The sequence below is a fragment of the Polynucleobacter yangtzensis genome (genome assembly GCF_001595965.1).
Classification (GTDB): domain Bacteria; phylum Pseudomonadota; class Gammaproteobacteria; order Burkholderiales; family Burkholderiaceae; genus Polynucleobacter; species Polynucleobacter yangtzensis.
Map to the genome: position 1 here is coordinate 66,894 of NZ_LOJI01000001.1, position 15,534 is coordinate 82,427.

Annotated in this window: 13 protein-coding genes; 9 read left to right on the forward strand and 4 right to left on the reverse strand. The window is 45.2% G+C overall.

Annotation, left to right across the window (positions count from 1 at the left end):
- The first annotated feature begins 59 nt into the window (after positions 1–59).
- The 8 genes from miaB to JaK3_RS00385 are packed head-to-tail and all read left to right on the forward strand — an operon-like array spanning position 60 to position 8,720.
- A complete protein-coding gene (miaB, locus tag JaK3_RS00350) occupies positions 60–1,406 on the forward strand; it encodes a tRNA (N6-isopentenyl adenosine(37)-C2)-methylthiotransferase MiaB (RefSeq protein ID WP_068319527.1) in 1,347 nt (448 codons plus the stop codon).
- On the forward strand, positions 1,396–1,869 hold the full coding sequence (gene ybeY / locus JaK3_RS00355) for an rRNA maturation RNase YbeY (protein ID WP_068319529.1): 474 nt from the start codon (positions 1,396–1,398) through the stop codon (positions 1,867–1,869). Before miaB ends, ybeY begins: the two co-directional genes overlap by 11 nt.
- Positions 1,870–1,899: 30 nt before the next feature.
- Positions 1,900–2,739 (forward strand): HlyC/CorC family transporter, encoded by an 840-nt coding sequence (locus JaK3_RS00360; RefSeq protein WP_068319531.1) that lies wholly within the window; start codon positions 1,900–1,902, stop codon positions 2,737–2,739.
- Positions 2,740–2,747: 8 nt separating this feature from the next.
- Positions 2,748–4,280 carry an apolipoprotein N-acyltransferase gene (gene lnt, locus JaK3_RS00365; protein WP_068319533.1) on the forward strand — a complete coding sequence of 511 codons (1,533 nt, stop codon included), beginning with the start codon at positions 2,748–2,750 and terminating at the stop codon, positions 4,278–4,280.
- A 60-nt stretch (positions 4,281–4,340) separates the two neighbouring features.
- Positions 4,341–5,231: a glycine--tRNA ligase subunit alpha gene (gene glyQ, locus JaK3_RS00370; protein ID WP_068319536.1), complete on the forward strand. Its 891-nt coding sequence runs from the start codon at positions 4,341–4,343 to the stop codon at positions 5,229–5,231.
- Positions 5,232–5,258: 27 nt separating this feature from the next.
- The gene (gene glyS, locus JaK3_RS00375) at positions 5,259–7,397 is read left to right on the forward strand and encodes a glycine--tRNA ligase subunit beta (RefSeq protein WP_068319538.1); all 2,139 of its coding nucleotides are present in this window, start codon (positions 5,259–5,261) and stop codon (positions 7,395–7,397) included.
- Complete coding sequence (gmhB, locus tag JaK3_RS00380) at positions 7,394–7,966, forward strand: D-glycero-beta-D-manno-heptose 1,7-bisphosphate 7-phosphatase (protein WP_068319540.1); 573 nt, start codon at positions 7,394–7,396, stop codon at positions 7,964–7,966. The genes glyS and gmhB overlap by 4 nt, the downstream gene beginning before the upstream one ends.
- 7 nt (positions 7,967–7,973) lie before the next feature.
- Positions 7,974–8,720 (forward strand): lysophospholipid acyltransferase family protein, encoded by a 747-nt coding sequence (locus tag JaK3_RS00385; protein ID WP_068319543.1) that lies wholly within the window; start codon positions 7,974–7,976, stop codon positions 8,718–8,720.
- A 33-nt stretch (positions 8,721–8,753) separates the two neighbouring features.
- On the opposite strand, the gene rsmA is transcribed toward JaK3_RS00385, so the two are convergent.
- From rsmA to JaK3_RS00405, 4 genes are read right to left on the reverse strand one after another with little or no spacing between them, the layout of a single operon-like run.
- Positions 8,754–9,530, reverse strand: coding sequence for a 16S rRNA (adenine(1518)-N(6)/adenine(1519)-N(6))-dimethyltransferase RsmA (rsmA, locus tag JaK3_RS00390; protein WP_068319545.1), 777 nt, complete (start codon positions 9,528–9,530; stop codon positions 8,754–8,756).
- Between the two features lie 3 nt (positions 9,531–9,533).
- Positions 9,534–10,541 carry a 4-hydroxythreonine-4-phosphate dehydrogenase PdxA gene (gene pdxA, locus JaK3_RS00395; RefSeq protein ID WP_068320624.1) on the reverse strand — a complete coding sequence of 336 codons (1,008 nt, stop codon included), beginning with the start codon at positions 10,539–10,541 and terminating at the stop codon, positions 9,534–9,536.
- Positions 10,516–11,961 carry a peptidylprolyl isomerase gene (locus tag JaK3_RS00400; protein WP_068319547.1) on the reverse strand — a complete coding sequence of 482 codons (1,446 nt, stop codon included), beginning with the start codon at positions 11,959–11,961 and terminating at the stop codon, positions 10,516–10,518. The genes pdxA and JaK3_RS00400 overlap by 26 nt, the downstream gene beginning before the upstream one ends.
- An 8-nt stretch (positions 11,962–11,969) precedes the next feature.
- On the reverse strand, positions 11,970–14,492 hold the full coding sequence (locus JaK3_RS00405) for an LPS-assembly protein LptD (RefSeq protein ID WP_068319550.1): 2,523 nt from the start codon (positions 14,490–14,492) through the stop codon (positions 11,970–11,972).
- Between the two features lie 33 nt (positions 14,493–14,525).
- Here JaK3_RS00405 and JaK3_RS00410 point away from each other — a divergent pair, with 33 nt between their 5' ends.
- Positions 14,526–15,527, forward strand: coding sequence for an aminoglycoside phosphotransferase family protein (locus JaK3_RS00410; protein ID WP_082786333.1), 1,002 nt, complete (start codon positions 14,526–14,528; stop codon positions 15,525–15,527).
- Positions 15,528–15,534: the final 7 nt, after the last annotated feature.

Sequence of the window (15,534 nt, forward strand, 5' to 3'; positions counted from 1 at the left end):
ACAAGACTTAGGCAGTAAAATCTGAGCTTCGCCCCCAGCTATAAACCTGAGAACGGCATATGAAAAAGCTCTATATCAAAACCTTCGGCTGTCAAATGAATGAGTATGACTCAGGCAAGATGACCGACCTATTGCATGCCGATGAAGGCATGGTCATGACAGATCGACCCGAAGATGCTGATGTTGTCATTCTCAATACTTGCTCTATTCGAGAAAAAGCTGAAGACAAAGTCTTTTCGGACCTAGGTCGACTTCGCGAGCTTAAGAAAACAAAACCCAATCTATTGATTGGTGTTGGTGGTTGTGTAGCAAGTCAAGAAGGTCAGCAAATTGTCAGTCGCGCACCATATGTTGACGTGGTGTTTGGTCCGCAAACATTACATCGCTTATCCGACCTTATTGCAGAAAGACGTAAAACAGGCGTCTCTCAAGTAGACATCTCATTTCCAGAAATTGAAAAGTTTGATCATCTGCCGGCATCACGACAAACTCGTGGCTCAGCCTATGTATCGATCATGGAAGGCTGTTCTAAATACTGTAGTTACTGCGTTGTACCTTATACACGCGGCGAAGAAGTTTCTAGGCCTTTTGACGATGTACTCACCGAAGTAGCAGGCCTTGCCAGTAAGGGTGTGAAAGAAATCGTCCTGCTAGGTCAAAATGTGAATGCCTATTTAGGTAAGATGGGCGGTACCGAAGAGATCGCAGACTTTGCTCTTCTCATCGAATACATTGCTGAAATTCCAGGGGTTGAACGAATTCGATTTACAACTAGCCACCCTAAAGAATTTACCCAACGCCTCATAGATGTCTATGCAAAAGTACCGAAGCTTGTAAGCCACTTACACCTCCCTGTCCAACATGGATCTGATGCCATGTTGTCAGCCATGAAACGTGGCTATACGGCATTAGAGTTCAAAAGCATCATTCGCAAAATGCGTGCAGTTCGTCCCGACCTCACTCTATCGAGTGACTTCATTGTGGGCTTTCCAGGAGAGACTGAAGCAGACTTTGAGAAGCTACTCAAGATGGTCAAAGAATTAAATTTTGACAATAGTTTTTGTTTTATCTTCAGCCCACGCCCAGGAACACCAGCTGCAAACTTACACGATGACACGCCTTACGAGGTCAAGCTGAAGCGCCTTCAAACATTACTAGCTCTTGTTGAGGGTCAGGCAAATCAAATTAGCCAAAAAATGTTGGGTAATACTGAACGAGTGCTGATCGAAGGTCTTGCTAAAGACGGTATTAACTTGCAAGGACGTGCCGAAAATAATCGTGTCATTCATTTCACGGCACCGGATCAAGATATTGAGAGTCTCATTGGTCAGATCGTAGACATACGCATCACCGAAGTCCTTAACTACACCCTTAGGGGTGAATTGGTAGAAGCAAATGTCAGCTAAGAACAAAGTCAATCTACCTAAATTAAAAATTGACTTGCAATACGCTAGTACTGCAATTGAATCTACTCTTAGCAAAATCGCTTCGCCCGCTTTAATAAAAAAATGGGTCAAGAATGCAATACCTCTTGGCGGTCTGATGACACTTCGCTTTGTAAATGCCACCGAAGGCAAAAGGTTAAACCTAGCTTTTCGCCAAAAAGATTACGCAACTAATGTGCTCACTTTTCCTTATGAGCTTTCAAAAAATGAATTGGTAGCAGATATCATTTTCTGTCTCCCTGTATTGCAGAAGGAAGCAAAAGAACAAGATAAATTACTGAAGGCCCATTTGGCGCATTTAGTTGTGCATGGCTGCCTTCACGCCCAAGGCTACGATCACGAAGCGGCCAAAGATGCAAAGAAAATGGAAACCCTGGAAATCCAGACTCTCCAAAAAATGGGCTTTGCTAACCCTTATCAATGATTTGACTTATTTCTACGCTATTCTTGCTATATGCCTGACCCCAATAAATCCCTTTTAGACCGTTTAGCTGATTTTTTAACCCCTCAGCCAACGGAGCCTGGCGAACGCCGTCAAGAACTGATTGAAACCCTTCGTGAGGCACAAGCCGAGGGCTTAATAGATGCAGATGCCCTCTCAATGATTGAAGGCGTCTTTCAGGTAGGTCAATTATCCGCACGTGACATTCTTGTACCGCGCGCCCAGATTGATTGGATCGACATCGGTCAGGCGCTTCCTGAGATTATTAAGAATGTGATCGAAGCGGCACACTCCCGCTTTCCAGTATTTGAAGGCAGTCGAGATAATGTCATCGGCATTTTGCTAGCCAAAGATTTATTGCGTCACGCCACAGAAAAAGATTTTCAGGTGCGCGACTGGTTGCGACCTGCCGTCTTTATTCCAGAATCCAAACGTCTTAGCGTTTTATTGCGCGACTTTAAAGATAATCGCAATCACTTAGCGATTGTGGTTGATGAATATAGCGGCGTAGCGGGAATTATTACGATCGAGGACGTCCTTGAGCAAATCGTTGGCGATATTGAAGATGAGCATGACGTTGATGAAGAGGCAGATAATCTCATTTCCCTAGATAACGGAGACATCCGCGTCAAAGGCATTACGGAGCTTGAGCAATTTAATAAAGCACTGGGCACCCACTTCGAGCTTGAAGATATCGAGACAGTGGCTGGTTTAGTTATTCAACATCTTGGCCGTGTACCTAAGATGGGTGAGCTTATTGAAATCGACGGAATTGAATTTGAGGTGCAGCGCGCCGACCCAAGACAAATTCATATTTTGCTTGCGCGAAAAACCAATAAAAAATCTGACTGAGATTTACCTTGTTTGATCAGCACCCCTATCAGCAGCACAAAAGCGTCACAATATTTTCAGTGTTTATCTTGCTGTTATTGGGGGCAGCACTTGCTCTGGCTGCAGAGCTCCCTTACGGCGGCTGGATTCAGATTCCTCTTTTAAGCATTCTCTGGTGGCGTTTTGATTCCCACCCTTCACCCTCAGTCAAAAAACAATTTGCATTAGGTCTCACATTTGGCATTGGCTATTTTGTCGTAGGTCTATGGTGGCTATACATTAGCTTGCATGACGTTGGTGGTATGAATGCACTACTTGCTTGCATGGGAGTATTTTTACTCTCGGCTTACGTAGCTATCTACTTTTCGATAGCCACATTAGCAATTCCTTTATTTAAAAAGAATCGATTCACTGGTTTGCTGCTAGCGTCAAGCTGGGTTGTTGCAGAATTTTTGCGTGGCTACATCTTTACGGGATTTCCTTGGATGGGTTTTGCCGAAACCCAATTTACTGGGCCATTCGCCCTCATTGCACCCTTCTTTGGTGGACTGACTTGCACCTTCCTAGTAATCTGGGCCTCCTGGGAGCTTTATCAAGCTCGCAAACACCCCACTTCCAGTACGCTCCTGATTGTGGCAGCTATTAGTCTGACTCAATTTGCTGGCCTATTTACTTTTACCAAGCCCATTGGAGAGCCTATTAGCGTTCGACTCATTCAGGGCAACTTTGAGCAAAGTCTGAAATTTAATCCTCAAGCGATTGGTCAACAGATTGATTTTTATGCCGGTGAAATTACCAAGAAAGCAGCCAATCTCATCATCATTCCTGAGACTGCATTCCCATGGCCTATTCCGAATTTACCAATCGGCCTACTAAATTACCTACAAGATTTCTCTAACAGCAGTGATAGCAATGTTCTTGTTGGTTTAATTGGTGAAGTGCCTGGGGAGCTTGGCATACAGTATTCCAATCGCGCTACTGGACTCTCGCCAAATACACCAGCTTATCAATACGATAAAGCGCATCTTGTTCCTTTCGGAGAATTTATTCCACCTGGATTCCAATGGTTCGTTAAAGCATTTCACGTACCAATGAGCGACTTTGCTAGAGGAAAACTAGATCAACCTCCGTTTGCGATTGTGCGCAAGGATCAAGCAGATATTCATGCGGCTATTACGATTTGCTATGAAGATGTCTTTGGTGGTGAGTTGGCCTCTCGGATTCAGCACAGCGCCCAGCCAGTGAATTTACTTATCAATATGACCAATCTTGCATGGTTTGGTGAATCTCAGGCCTCTACCCAGCAACTCAGACTATCTCAGCTACGCTCTTTAGAAACTGGGTTACCTGCTTTGCGCGCTACCAACACAGGCATTACAGCCGTCTTAGGTCCTGATGGCAAAGTATTGCAAGATCTTCCTGAATTTACCCAAGGCACCCTGAGCACCCAAGTCCAAGCCTATTCTGGAAAAACACCTTATGTCATTTGGGGCAATTTACCGATTTTGGGTCTTTCTTGCCTTCTCTTGCTCTGGGGTCTCATTCGCCATAGACGTTTTTAGGCATTTTTTAACTCTTGAGTGCCCTAGCCATGTAAAATCAATGGCTTAGCCAGGTTAATCATGCTTACTTTTCAGCAAATCATTCTCAAACTTCAAGATTATTGGGACCAACAAGGTTGTGCCCTATTGCAACCTATCGACCTCGAGGTAGGCGCCGGTACATCTCATACCGCCACTTTCTTACGCGCCATTGGTCCAGAGCCTTGGAAAGCTGCCTACGTGCAGCCATCACGTAGACCAAAAGATGGTCGTTATGGTGAAAACCCAAATCGCTTGCAGCACTACTATCAATACCAGGTAGTACTTAAGCCAGCCCCAGAAAATATTCTCGATCTTTATCTAGGATCTCTCGCTGCACTAGGTTTAGACCTTAAAGAAAATGATGTCCGCTTCGTGGAAGACGACTGGGAAAACCCAACTCTTGGTGCCTGGGGTCTCGGCTGGGAAGTTTGGCTTAACGGGATGGAGGTGACACAGTTCACCTACTTCCAACAAGTTGGTGGCTTAGATTGCAAGCCTGTACTTGGCGAAATTACTTACGGCATCGAACGTTTGGCAATGTATATCCAAAACTGCTCTAACGTATACGACTTAGTGTGGGCAGATGGCATTTCTTACGGTGATGTGTATCACCAAAATGAAGTTGAACAATCTTGCTACAACTTTGAACACTCCAACACTGATTTACTCTTTGCTAACTTCACAAACTATGAAAGCGAAGCAAAGCGTTTGATGGAAGTTCCACTTGCTCTGCCTGCTTACGAAATGGTTTTAAAAGCAGCACATACATTTAACTTGCTGGATGCTCGTGGCGCTATCTCTGTTACTGAGCGCGCAGCCTATATTGGACGCATCCGTAATCTCTCTCGTGCTGTTGCCCAAGCTTACTTTGAGTCCAGAGAAAAGCTGGGTTTCCCAATGTGTCAACGTCAAGCTAAAGCTCAGGCTTAAGCGCATCGAGATTTCTGCATTCCATCTATGAGCACATCTAATTCAAAACCACAATCAGCCACTTTATTGATTGAGGTATTTACCGAAGAATTACCTCCAAAGTCATTACGTCGTCTAGGTGACGCTTTTAGTGAAGGCATTTTCACAGCGCTCAAGTCTGCTGGCTTGGCAACAGAGGGCTCAAAAGTTACTGGCTTTGCAACACCCCGTCGCTTAGCGGTTCAAATTACGGATGTTTTAGATCAAGCGCCGGACTATCCCGTACGTGAAAAATTACTACCGACGAGCATTGCATTCGATGCTGAAGGTAAAGCAACTCCACCCCTACTTAAAAAATTAGGCGCCCTTGGATATGCAGATGTTGATCTCGCCACATTAGAAAAAGCTGGTGAAGGTAAGAATGAAGCCTTCTACCTTAACGTCATTGCCAAAGGCGCTGCACTTGAGCAAATGGCTCAAACCGCTCTTGAGCAAACCTTAAACAAGCTGCCCATCGCAAAAATGATGCACTACCAAGTGCTGCAGAAAAATGGTCAATTGGCTGACGTGCAGTTTGCCCGCCCTGCTCACCGCATCATCGCACTTCATGGGAGCACCATTCTCAATATCAGTGCTTTAGGCATTGATGCTGCCAATCAAACTGAAGGGCATCGCTTCCTGGCGCCTGGCAATGTAACGGTTTCTAGCGCAGATCAATACGAAACCGATTTGCAATCCAAAGCTAAGATTATTCCTAGCTTTAACCAGCGTCGCGCACAAATTGAAGCTGAACTTTTAAAGGCGGCTGGCGATGATTTAGTTTTGATGCCAGACAGCCTCTTGGATGAAGTAACTGCCCTTGTGGAATGGCCGGCTATCTATGAGTGCCACTTCGATCAAGAGTTCTTGGAAGTTCCGCAAGAATGCTTGATTTTGACAATGCAAACCAATCAGAAATACTTTGCATTAACCGATAAGCAAGGCAAGTTACGCAATCGCTTCCTCATTGTTTCTAATATTGAAACGAATAAGCCTCATGCGATTATTTCTGGTAACGAACGTGTTGTGCGTCCTCGTTTATCAGACGCCCGCTTCTTCTTTCAGCAAGATCAAAAACGCCCGCTAGCTTCACGCGTAGTCGATCTTGGCAAAGTGGTTTATCACAATCAATTAGGCAACCAGTTAGACCGTACCAAACGCGTTCAAGGCCTTGCTGTAGGCATCGCCAAAAAACTAAATGCCGATGAAACGCTTGCTTCACGTGCTGCTGAAATTGCTAAAACAGACTTATTGACCGATATGGTTGGGGAGTTCCCAGAGCTTCAAGGCATCATGGGTCGCTACTACGCCAATCATGATGGTGAGAATGCTGATGTTGCTAGCGCCTGCAGCGAACACTACATGCCACGCTTTGCGGGCGATGCATTGCCGCAAACCCAAACTGGAACAATTCTGGCAATTGCCGACAAATTGGAAACTCTAGTTGGTATTTGGGGCGTTGGTCTCGCACCAACGGGCGATAAAGACCCATATGCATTGCGCCGTCATGCTCTTGGTATTTGCCGTTTGCTCTTAGAAAAAAATCTTTCGCTCAATTTGCCTGAGCTCATTGAATTGGCTCGTGCGCAGTTTCCACAGGCTGATGTGCAAGAGAACGCAAAGGCTGCCGATATCTACGCTTTCATCATCGATCGCTTGCGCGCCTATCTACGAGACCAATCTGTTGCTGGCAAAGCGTTTACTAGCGCAGAAATTGATGCTGTTTTAAGCCAAGATCCAGCCCAAATTAATGATCTGATCGAACGCTTAACTGCATTGCGTGAATTTAATGCCCTTGCAGAAGCTGCTCAGCTTGCTGCCGCCAATAAGCGCATTAGCAACATCCTCAAAAAGACGACTACCGCCATCCCTTCGGCTTGTTCAGAAAAATTACTGCAAATTTCAGCAGAAGCTTCATTACATCAAGCATTGGAAGCAGTTACACCCGCAATCAATGCAGCTTATGAAAAACGTCAATTTGTAGAACTATTGAGATCTCTTGTGGCTTTAAGCGGTCCAATTGATCAATTCTTTGCTGATGTGATGGTCATGGACCCGAATCCTGAGCTGCGTGATAACCGCTTAGCTCTTCTGCAACAACTTCACCAGAAAATGAATCTCGTTGCCGATCTCGGCAAATTAGCATGAGCACCGGCTCTTCTAAACTTATTATTCTCGATCGCGATGGCGTGATCAATGAAGACAGTGATGATTATGTCAAGTCGGTGGATGAGTGGATTCCACTCCCAGGCAGTCTTGAAGCAATAGCTCTGCTAAATCAAGCAGGCTACCAAATTGCAATAGCAACAAATCAATCAGGCCTCTCCAGAGGCTACTTCACAATCAATGATTTGCATGCGATGCATAGCAAGATGGATAGCTTACTTAAGCCATTGGGTGGTCGTATCGATAGCATCTTCTTTTGTCCCCATCAGGATGCACATCAATGTGATTGTCGTAAACCTGCGCCTGGCCTGATGAAAGAAATTGCTTTGCGCTATAAAAAAACTGACAGCATCAAGCCCCTTACCGGTACCCCTATTGTGGGTGACTCTTTGCGTGATCTTCAGGCTGGAGTTGCATTAGGGGCAACGCCCCACTTGGTTCTCACCGGCAAGGGTGAAAAGACCCTGGCTAAAGGCAACCTACCAGATGGCACCCAAATACATGCCGATCTCTTGGCTTTTGCTAATGCACTTTTAGAAGATAAGGTCTAAATTCATCATGCAATTCATTCGCTCGATTCTCTTTGCCTTATTTTTAGTAGTATTCACACCCATTTGGTCTGTGTTGTGTATGTTGGCATTTCCTTTTTTAAGCCCCGAAAATCGCTATACCTTTATTGGACTCTGGAACAAAATCGTTATTGCATTGCTGAAGCCGCTGTGCGGAATTCATTATGAAATTCGCGGCATGGAAAACATGCAAGCGGTGCTCAATGAGCGCGTCATCATCCTTAGTAAACACCAGTCCGCTTACGAGACGATCGCTTATATTGCCCTACTACCGAAACAACTTTGTTTTGTGTTTAAGCGTGAGCTACTTTGGATCCCTTTCTTTGGTTGGGCATTAGCCTTGCTCAAAATGATTCACATTAATCGCTCCAATAAACAGACTGCAGCCCATTCTGTAGCTACTCAAGGGCGCAAGCGCTTAAGTGAAGGTAAATGGATCATGCTCTTTCCGGAGGGCACCAGAACAGCCACAGGCTCAACCAAGCCTTACCGCAAAGGCGGCGCACGCCTAGCCAGCGCTACTGATGCACTTGTCATCCCAATTGCACACAATGCTGGGCGCTGCTGGCCAAAAAATAGCTTTATCAAGAATCCAGGCACAGTCATTTTTTCAATAGGGCCTGCGATCAGCTCAGCCAACAAGTCAGCAGAACAGCTTCAGAAAGAAGTTGAAGGTTGGATTGAATCTGAAATGCGCGTCATTGATCCAAGCGCGTATAAACAGAATTGTTTCTAAACGATTAGTACGTCAGATACCTCTGGCGCTGACTTAAGAAGCTAAAACCCTAGCCCATTCAATATAGCGATCTACTGAAATATCTTGTGCCCTTGCTTTAAGCTCAGTTTCAGTTAGATTTAGCCTGTCAGCAAACGCTTGTAAATTGGTTCGAAGCATTTTTCTTCTTTGGGAAAAGGCTGCAGCAACTACTTTTTCCAAAGCACTCCACTGGATATCACTCAAGGTGAAATCTCTTCTGGGGATCATTCGCACTACAGCCGAATTCACTTTAGGCTGCGGATCAAAAGCCTCAGGCGGAACTTCCAGCACCAACTCCATATCGTAACGAGCTTGCAGCATGACGGAAAGACGACTGAAGTCCGAACTTCCTTCTTTGGCAACCATTCGCTCCACAACCTCTGCTTGCAACATAAATACTTGTTCATCAATTGAATTTGCAGCAGAAACCAAATGAAATAGAAGCGGTGAAGAGATGTTGTAAGGCAGGTTACCAACCACCTTACATAAACCTTTCTTACCAGCGCGATTCTGCGCCCATGACAAAAAATCAAACTTAAGGGCATCCCCCTCGATTACCGTTAAGCCTTTGAGATTTTTCTCATTCCAGAATGCGACCAAATCACGATCAATCTCTAAAAGATCTAAGTGATCAAGATTTTCTAATAGTGGCAGTGTTAGCGCCCCGAGACCTGGGCCAATCTCAATCACATGTGCATCAGCACTAGGATTAATTAGGGCAACAATGGAATAAATAATTCCGTTGTCCTGTAAAAAGTTCTGACCAAATCGTTTACGTGCACGATGCATGTATTAGGGTTGCTTTCTTTGATTGACGGCCAATTGATAAGCCAAGCGTAAAGCTTCAAGCATGCTGCCGGAATCAGCAATACCCTTGCCAGCAATGTCTAAAGCAGTTCCGTGATCTACTGAGGTGCGGATAATTGGCAATCCCAAGGTTATATTTACACCATTGCCAAAAGTTACAAACTTAAAAGGCGCTAAACCTTGGTCGTGATACATCGCAATAAACGCATCCACTGTTGCAACTGATTCAGGGTCAAACATTGTGTCGCCTGGATAAGGGCCAGATACCTGAATGCCCATTGCCTTAGCCGCTTCAATTGCAGGCGTAATGATTTCAATTTCCTCGCGCCCCAAGTAGCCAGACTCTCCAGCATGAGGATTTAAACCAGCCATACGAATAACCGGGTTTGCTATGCCAAATTTTCTCTGCAAATCTCGATTCACAATTTGAATTGTTTCCAATATCAAGTCATAACTGAGGGCCTGTGGCACATCTTTCAACGGCACATGGGTGGTCACTAAGGCTACCCTTAAATCCCTAGGGGACTTAAGCCCTAAAAATCCAGTAGGCAATGGTGCACACAACATCATGACCACATGAGAAATATTGCATCGCTGTGCAAGGTGTTCGGTATGCCCCGTAAAAGAAGTGCCGGCATCGTTAATGATGCTTTTTTGAAGTGGTGCAGTTACCATCGCATCAAAACGACCCTGCTGACAACCATTGATTGCTTGATCTAATAGGGCGATGACATATCGAGCATTTTGGGGATTCAAGACGCCTGAAACAACAGGCGCTTCAAGCTTAATGGACTCAACCTGCAATCGACTAGCTAATGCTGGATCAATATTTTTTGGCAGGGTTAGTAACTTGTCATCACCCAGCAAGGTAATGGCAACATTACTCTGTTCACGCAAGAAATTGAGAGCGGCAGCAAGAGAAACCTCAGGTCCAATACCGGCTGGCTCGCCGGTAGTCACAACCAAATTAACGTGAGGGACTACTTGCTTCATCATCCACGTTCAGAATTTTGACGGTAGCGTTATCACGCAATTCGCGCATCCACTCTTGATAGGCTTGATCAAATTTTCTTTCACGAATAGCTGCGCGCGCAAATTGACGTTGCTTCTCTACAGTCAGTTGGCCTTCACGACGATCCATTACTTGAATCAAATGCCAACCGAATTCAGATTTAACCGGATTGCTGACTTCACCAATTTGCAAACGATTCATAGCCTGTTCAAACTCTGGAACCAAGTCCCCAGGGCTCATCCAGCCTAAGTCACCGCCATTTGGCGCTGAACCATCTTCAGAGTATTTTTTAGCAAGCTCAGCAAAATCTGCCGTCTTAGCGCGCACCTGATCGCGATATCCCTGCAAGCGTCTTTCAGCATCTTGATCACTTAGACCAGGACGATTGCGCAACAAAATATGACGAGATAGGGTTTGTGTAATGGGGATATTTTGCGGAGTGGTTGAGCCAGCATCTGGGGCGACTGCCTGCTGAGCAGGGGCACTCGCTCCTGCTGCCCGGCGATCCAAAACCTTAAGGACGTGGTAACCGGCAGGGCTCTTTACAACAGTATTTGCTACTTGTCCGCCACCAGTATTTCGAATGGCCTCATAAAACAATTGCGGCAAACGATCGGGGGTACGGTACCCCAAATCTTGAAACTTAATCTTAGGATTTTCTTTTGCAGCCATAGCGCCCAGCTGCAAGAAATCAACATCGCCTCGTGCATCCCGCAACAGAGCATCCGCCTTCTTTTTGGCATCAGCTTGAGCTCCAGCTCCAGCTCCAGCATCTACGGGAATAAAGATTTGGGCAACATCAATTTCTTCTGGCTCGCCCTTAGCGACCGGCGCCGATCTTGGCGCCCCACCCGAGGTCATTGCCCGGGTACGCTCAGCAATAAAGTTATCAATTTCAGCGTCAGATATTTTGAGCTTAGTTTCCACCTCACGCTCTCGATAGCGGGTAATCATGACATCATCACGCAGTAATTGTTTATAGCGCTCGAAAGTAGAACCAGAAGCGATGACTTTTGCTTTAAATTCCGCAACAGTTAATTTATTTTTTGCCGCTATGTCGCCAATGATCCTATCCAGCTCTTTATTAGTTACAGATACACCCTCTTGCTCGGCATTTTGTAGTTGAATTTTTTCTAATATCAGTCGATCTAGAATCACTTTTCGCGCTGATCCATCCTCAGGCAACTTCACGCCCTGTTTTTTGAGTGCCGCGATTCGATCATCAATTTCTTTGCGCGTCACAAAGCCAGTATTGACTACTGCGGCTACGCCATCAATATTCCGAATCTTACTTTCAGAGGCTGCATTCGTTTTTGCTGTATCTTGCGCAAAGATAGTAGTTGCGCACAGACCGATTGCCATAATGAAGGAAAGGGCACTAATTTTTCTAACACGGTTCATACAAAGCGTCATTGATAGTTCTCGTATGTTGAGGGTGGTATAGGCTTAGAGGTAGGCATATATCCAGGTACATTGAGCTTCATGATATCAACTGGATTACTGCCGGCGCTACCAAAGCCTCTAAATTCAATCTGAAACAGCACCTGGGTAGTGGTTATTTGGGACGTATTTAAGACCTGCGAGTAAGCACCACGGAAAGTCCAGCAATCCCTGCTCCACTCCAGTGCCACCAGACTATTTAAGGTTTTCGTGGTTAAAGCATCATATCCCCAGCGACCCAAAACCGATACTTCCCTAGTGATGGGCCATTGACCCGAAATATTGTATTGATCAGTTGTCGTTGAGGCAGGTACAAAAGCTTGATTGTTTTGAAGAGATGCCTGTACTGGAGGAGACCACACATTCCGGTAACCGAAATTCAAACTTCTGCCCTGCGTAGGTCGCCAACTTCCACCCACAGTACTTTGTACAAAACGGTTCAATTGGGTGTTGTATTGACCAAATACATCCGCACTAAAATTACCGAGTAGGCGAACGGAGCCCGAGCCTAAAGTATCTGAATAGGTGGTAGGGTTGGTGATATTGCCATTCAAGCCAACTTTCTGTCCAGCGAACTGCTGCTTTTGGGCGAGCGTTACATTGGCACGCTCTGCTCCAGTATTTGCTTCAATCATTCGACTAGTTAAACCAAGAGTTGCTGCATTGCTATTAGCTATACGATCGTTACCGACGAAAGTATTTTCACTAAAAATTTGGGAGACTCCAAAGCCGGCATCTGCGGTATCGAAGATCGGGGTTTGTGCTTGATTTTGATAGGGCGTATAAACATAAAAAGCTCTTGGCTCCATCGTTAGCAACATATCTCGACCATAAAAGCCTTTTAATTCTGCGGCCTCTCTTTCGAAAGCCAAACCAGAATCCAAACTAAATGTTGGAATTGTGAAACCCTGAACTACGGGTGCGCCAGTCGAAATAAATGGAGTGGCGTTATAGGTGTTAGATTGAAAGCTGACTTTTGGAGTGACGTAATAACCCGGCGTCACCTGTGGCAAAGCCATGGCACCCTTAATTACTGTTCGATCAGCTTGGCTATAAACTCCAGGTGCAGTAGCTACCAAGTTACTACCTATGTTGTAAGAGAACCTAGTGAAGTCAGCTGAAAATGTAGTCGCTGGGCCTGTTGGTAGGGTAACGTATTTACCGCTGGTATCTGCCACTGCAGGGGTTAAACGATTGTTATATGCCGCGCTAATATTAGGCAGCACGTTATAAGGCGCTTGAACCACGGAGGTAGGATCAGGCTGCAAGGTTTGAAAGGTTAATGCTCGCGCAGAGACATTCCAGTTACTCAAACTTCCAGTCAAACCTTTTGTAGTTCCAACCTCTTGGCGAAACTGACTAGTCACCGCACCAGCAATGCTTTGTGAAAAGTCAGTTGGATAAAGGTTATCAGATACACGAGACATATTGGCATAGCCAGTCCAAGATCCAGGCAAAGGCACTCCGCCTGGAGCAACACCACCACTAAACACCTGCCGCTGTTGCCAGTCATAACGCCAGCGATCTGTACCGGTTTTATTATCATGCGCCAAATAATCGCCAACTAAGGTGCCGCTGTACTTGGTATCTAGAAAACGGTAATTTGCGCCTATCTGCAGACCACGCTCACTCATATAGCGCGGCAAGATTAACAAGTCTCTATTGGGGGCAATATTGACGTAGTAAGGCTGCGTAACATCAAAGCCATTATTTGAGTTGTAGCCAGCAACGGGAGCCAAAATACCAGTACGTCGCTGACCAGAGGTGGGAGCAGTGAAGTAAGGTATGTATGCGATAGGTACATCGAAGAAGCGCATCACACCATGTGTGCCAACCATTTCTTTCTGTTCATTATCAATTTCTAATGTACTGGCCGAAAAATACCAATCCATGTTTTGAGGGGTACATGTCGTATAAGTTGCTTTATCGAAAACAAAAATATCGGTATTTTCAATTGTCAGTTTTTTTGCGGAGCCGTTACCACGCGTATCGCGAAGTTCGTATGTAGGCGAATCCATCTCGCCCTCACGCGCATCTACTTTAAATTGAGCGGTAGGTCCTTTAAAAGAAGTATTTCCTTTTATCAGCTCAGCGTTCCCTACTAAATCTGCAATATCAGTATCTGGGTCATAAATAATTTCATCAGCTTTAATCACGCCACCATTGCGACGAATTTGTGCGCGCCCCTTCAGCTTCATCTTGCGGTCAACAACACCCTCAATTACATCGCTGGATGTAAACGTTAGCGCCTTGCTATCGTCCAAAGGAATACCAGTACGCAGCTGATCATCCAACTTTAAAACGGTGACATTTCCACGATCAGGCAATAAAACAGTATTCGAGTTAGCCTGTGCATTTGCGGGCAAAGGAGCTGGGGCCTGAGCGTATCCCTGGAGCGTAAATTGCAGCAATACAACCCCCGCCATTACGCGCAGGGATACATGCAAAAAAAGAGGGGCGCAAAGGCCGGCGCGACGGCGATAATGACTCATAGATCCAGACCCGCCTTATTATACGAATCGACCATGACTGACTCACGCCTAAACACCCTCCGCAACTGGCTAAAAGCCCTAGAAGCTAGCTGGCAATTAGATCTTGACTCTTTAGCGCCAGCCTCGGCTGATGCCAGCTTTAGACGCTATTTCCGAATTACATCTAAAAACCCCAGTTTTGGGACTTTGATCGTGATGGATGCACCACCCCAACATGAGCCTTTAGATGCCTTTATTAAGGTCGATTTATTGCTCTCAGAAGCAGGTTTAAATGTGCCAAAAATACTCGAGCAAAATATTGCTGAAGGCTTTTTGCTATTAAACGATTTGGGTATAAAAACTTACCTGGCTGAACTGAATAATGAGACTGCAGATCATCTTTATAAAGATGCAACTCATGCGCTAGTTTTAATGCAGTTGGCAAGCAAGCCTGGCGTCCTACCAAACTATGACCAGGCATTGTTACAACGAGAGCTCGATTTACTTCTTGAATGGTATTTAAAGAAACATCTCAGCATTGAACTCAGCACACAACAATCGGATCAACTAAAAAAATCATTTGAGCTCATTATTGAAAATAATTTAGCTCAAGCAAAAGTCTATGTTCATCGTGATTACCACTCGCGTAATTTAATGGTTACAGAAAAAAATAATCCTGGAGTAATTGACTTTCAGGATGCAGTTTATGGTCCCATTACTTATGACGCAGCATCTCTTTGGCGCGATGCCTATATTGCATGGCCAGAAGAGCGAGTGATTGATTGGGTTATTAAATTCTGGGAGGCAGGCCGTAAGGCAGGGTTGCCGATGCCAGACGATTTTGGTCACTTCTATCGTGATTTTGAATGGATGGGTTTACAACGCCACCTTAAGGTGCTTGGTATCTTTGCAAGGCTATATCACCGGGATGGCAAAGACGGTTATCTCAAAGATATTCCTCTCGTTCTTGAATATGCCATTGCAACAGCCAATCGTTATATTGAATTAAAGCCTTTGGCTCGCATTCTGGAATCGACTCGCACGCATAAAGACTAGTTGGATA

Bases quoted from the DNA above. Each gene is read 5' to 3' on its own strand.
- miaB (WP_068319527.1), top strand. From the start codon at position 60: ATGAAAAAGCTCTATATCAAAACCTTCGGCTGTCAAATGAATGAGTAT.
- ybeY (WP_068319529.1), top strand. From the start codon at position 1,396: ATGTCAGCTAAGAACAAAGTCAATCTACCTAAATTAAAAATTGACTTG.
- JaK3_RS00360 (WP_068319531.1), top strand. From the start codon at position 1,900: ATGCCTGACCCCAATAAATCCCTTTTAGACCGTTTAGCTGATTTTTTA.
- glyQ (WP_068319536.1), top strand. From the start codon at position 4,341: ATGCTTACTTTTCAGCAAATCATTCTCAAACTTCAAGATTATTGGGAC.
- glyS (WP_068319538.1), top strand. From the start codon at position 5,259: ATGAGCACATCTAATTCAAAACCACAATCAGCCACTTTATTGATTGAG.
- gmhB (WP_068319540.1), top strand. From the start codon at position 7,394: ATGAGCACCGGCTCTTCTAAACTTATTATTCTCGATCGCGATGGCGTG.
- JaK3_RS00385 (WP_068319543.1), top strand. From the start codon at position 7,974: ATGCAATTCATTCGCTCGATTCTCTTTGCCTTATTTTTAGTAGTATTC.
- rsmA (WP_068319545.1), bottom strand. From the start codon at position 9,530: ATGCATCGTGCACGTAAACGATTTGGTCAGAACTTTTTACAGGACAAC.
- pdxA (WP_068320624.1), bottom strand. From the start codon at position 10,541: ATGAAGCAAGTAGTCCCTCACGTTAATTTGGTTGTGACTACCGGCGAG.
- JaK3_RS00400 (WP_068319547.1), bottom strand. From the start codon at position 11,961: ATGAACCGTGTTAGAAAAATTAGTGCCCTTTCCTTCATTATGGCAATC.
- JaK3_RS00405 (WP_068319550.1), bottom strand. From the start codon at position 14,492: ATGAGTCATTATCGCCGTCGCGCCGGCCTTTGCGCCCCTCTTTTTTTG.
- JaK3_RS00410 (WP_082786333.1), top strand. From the start codon at position 14,526: ATGACTGACTCACGCCTAAACACCCTCCGCAACTGGCTAAAAGCCCTA.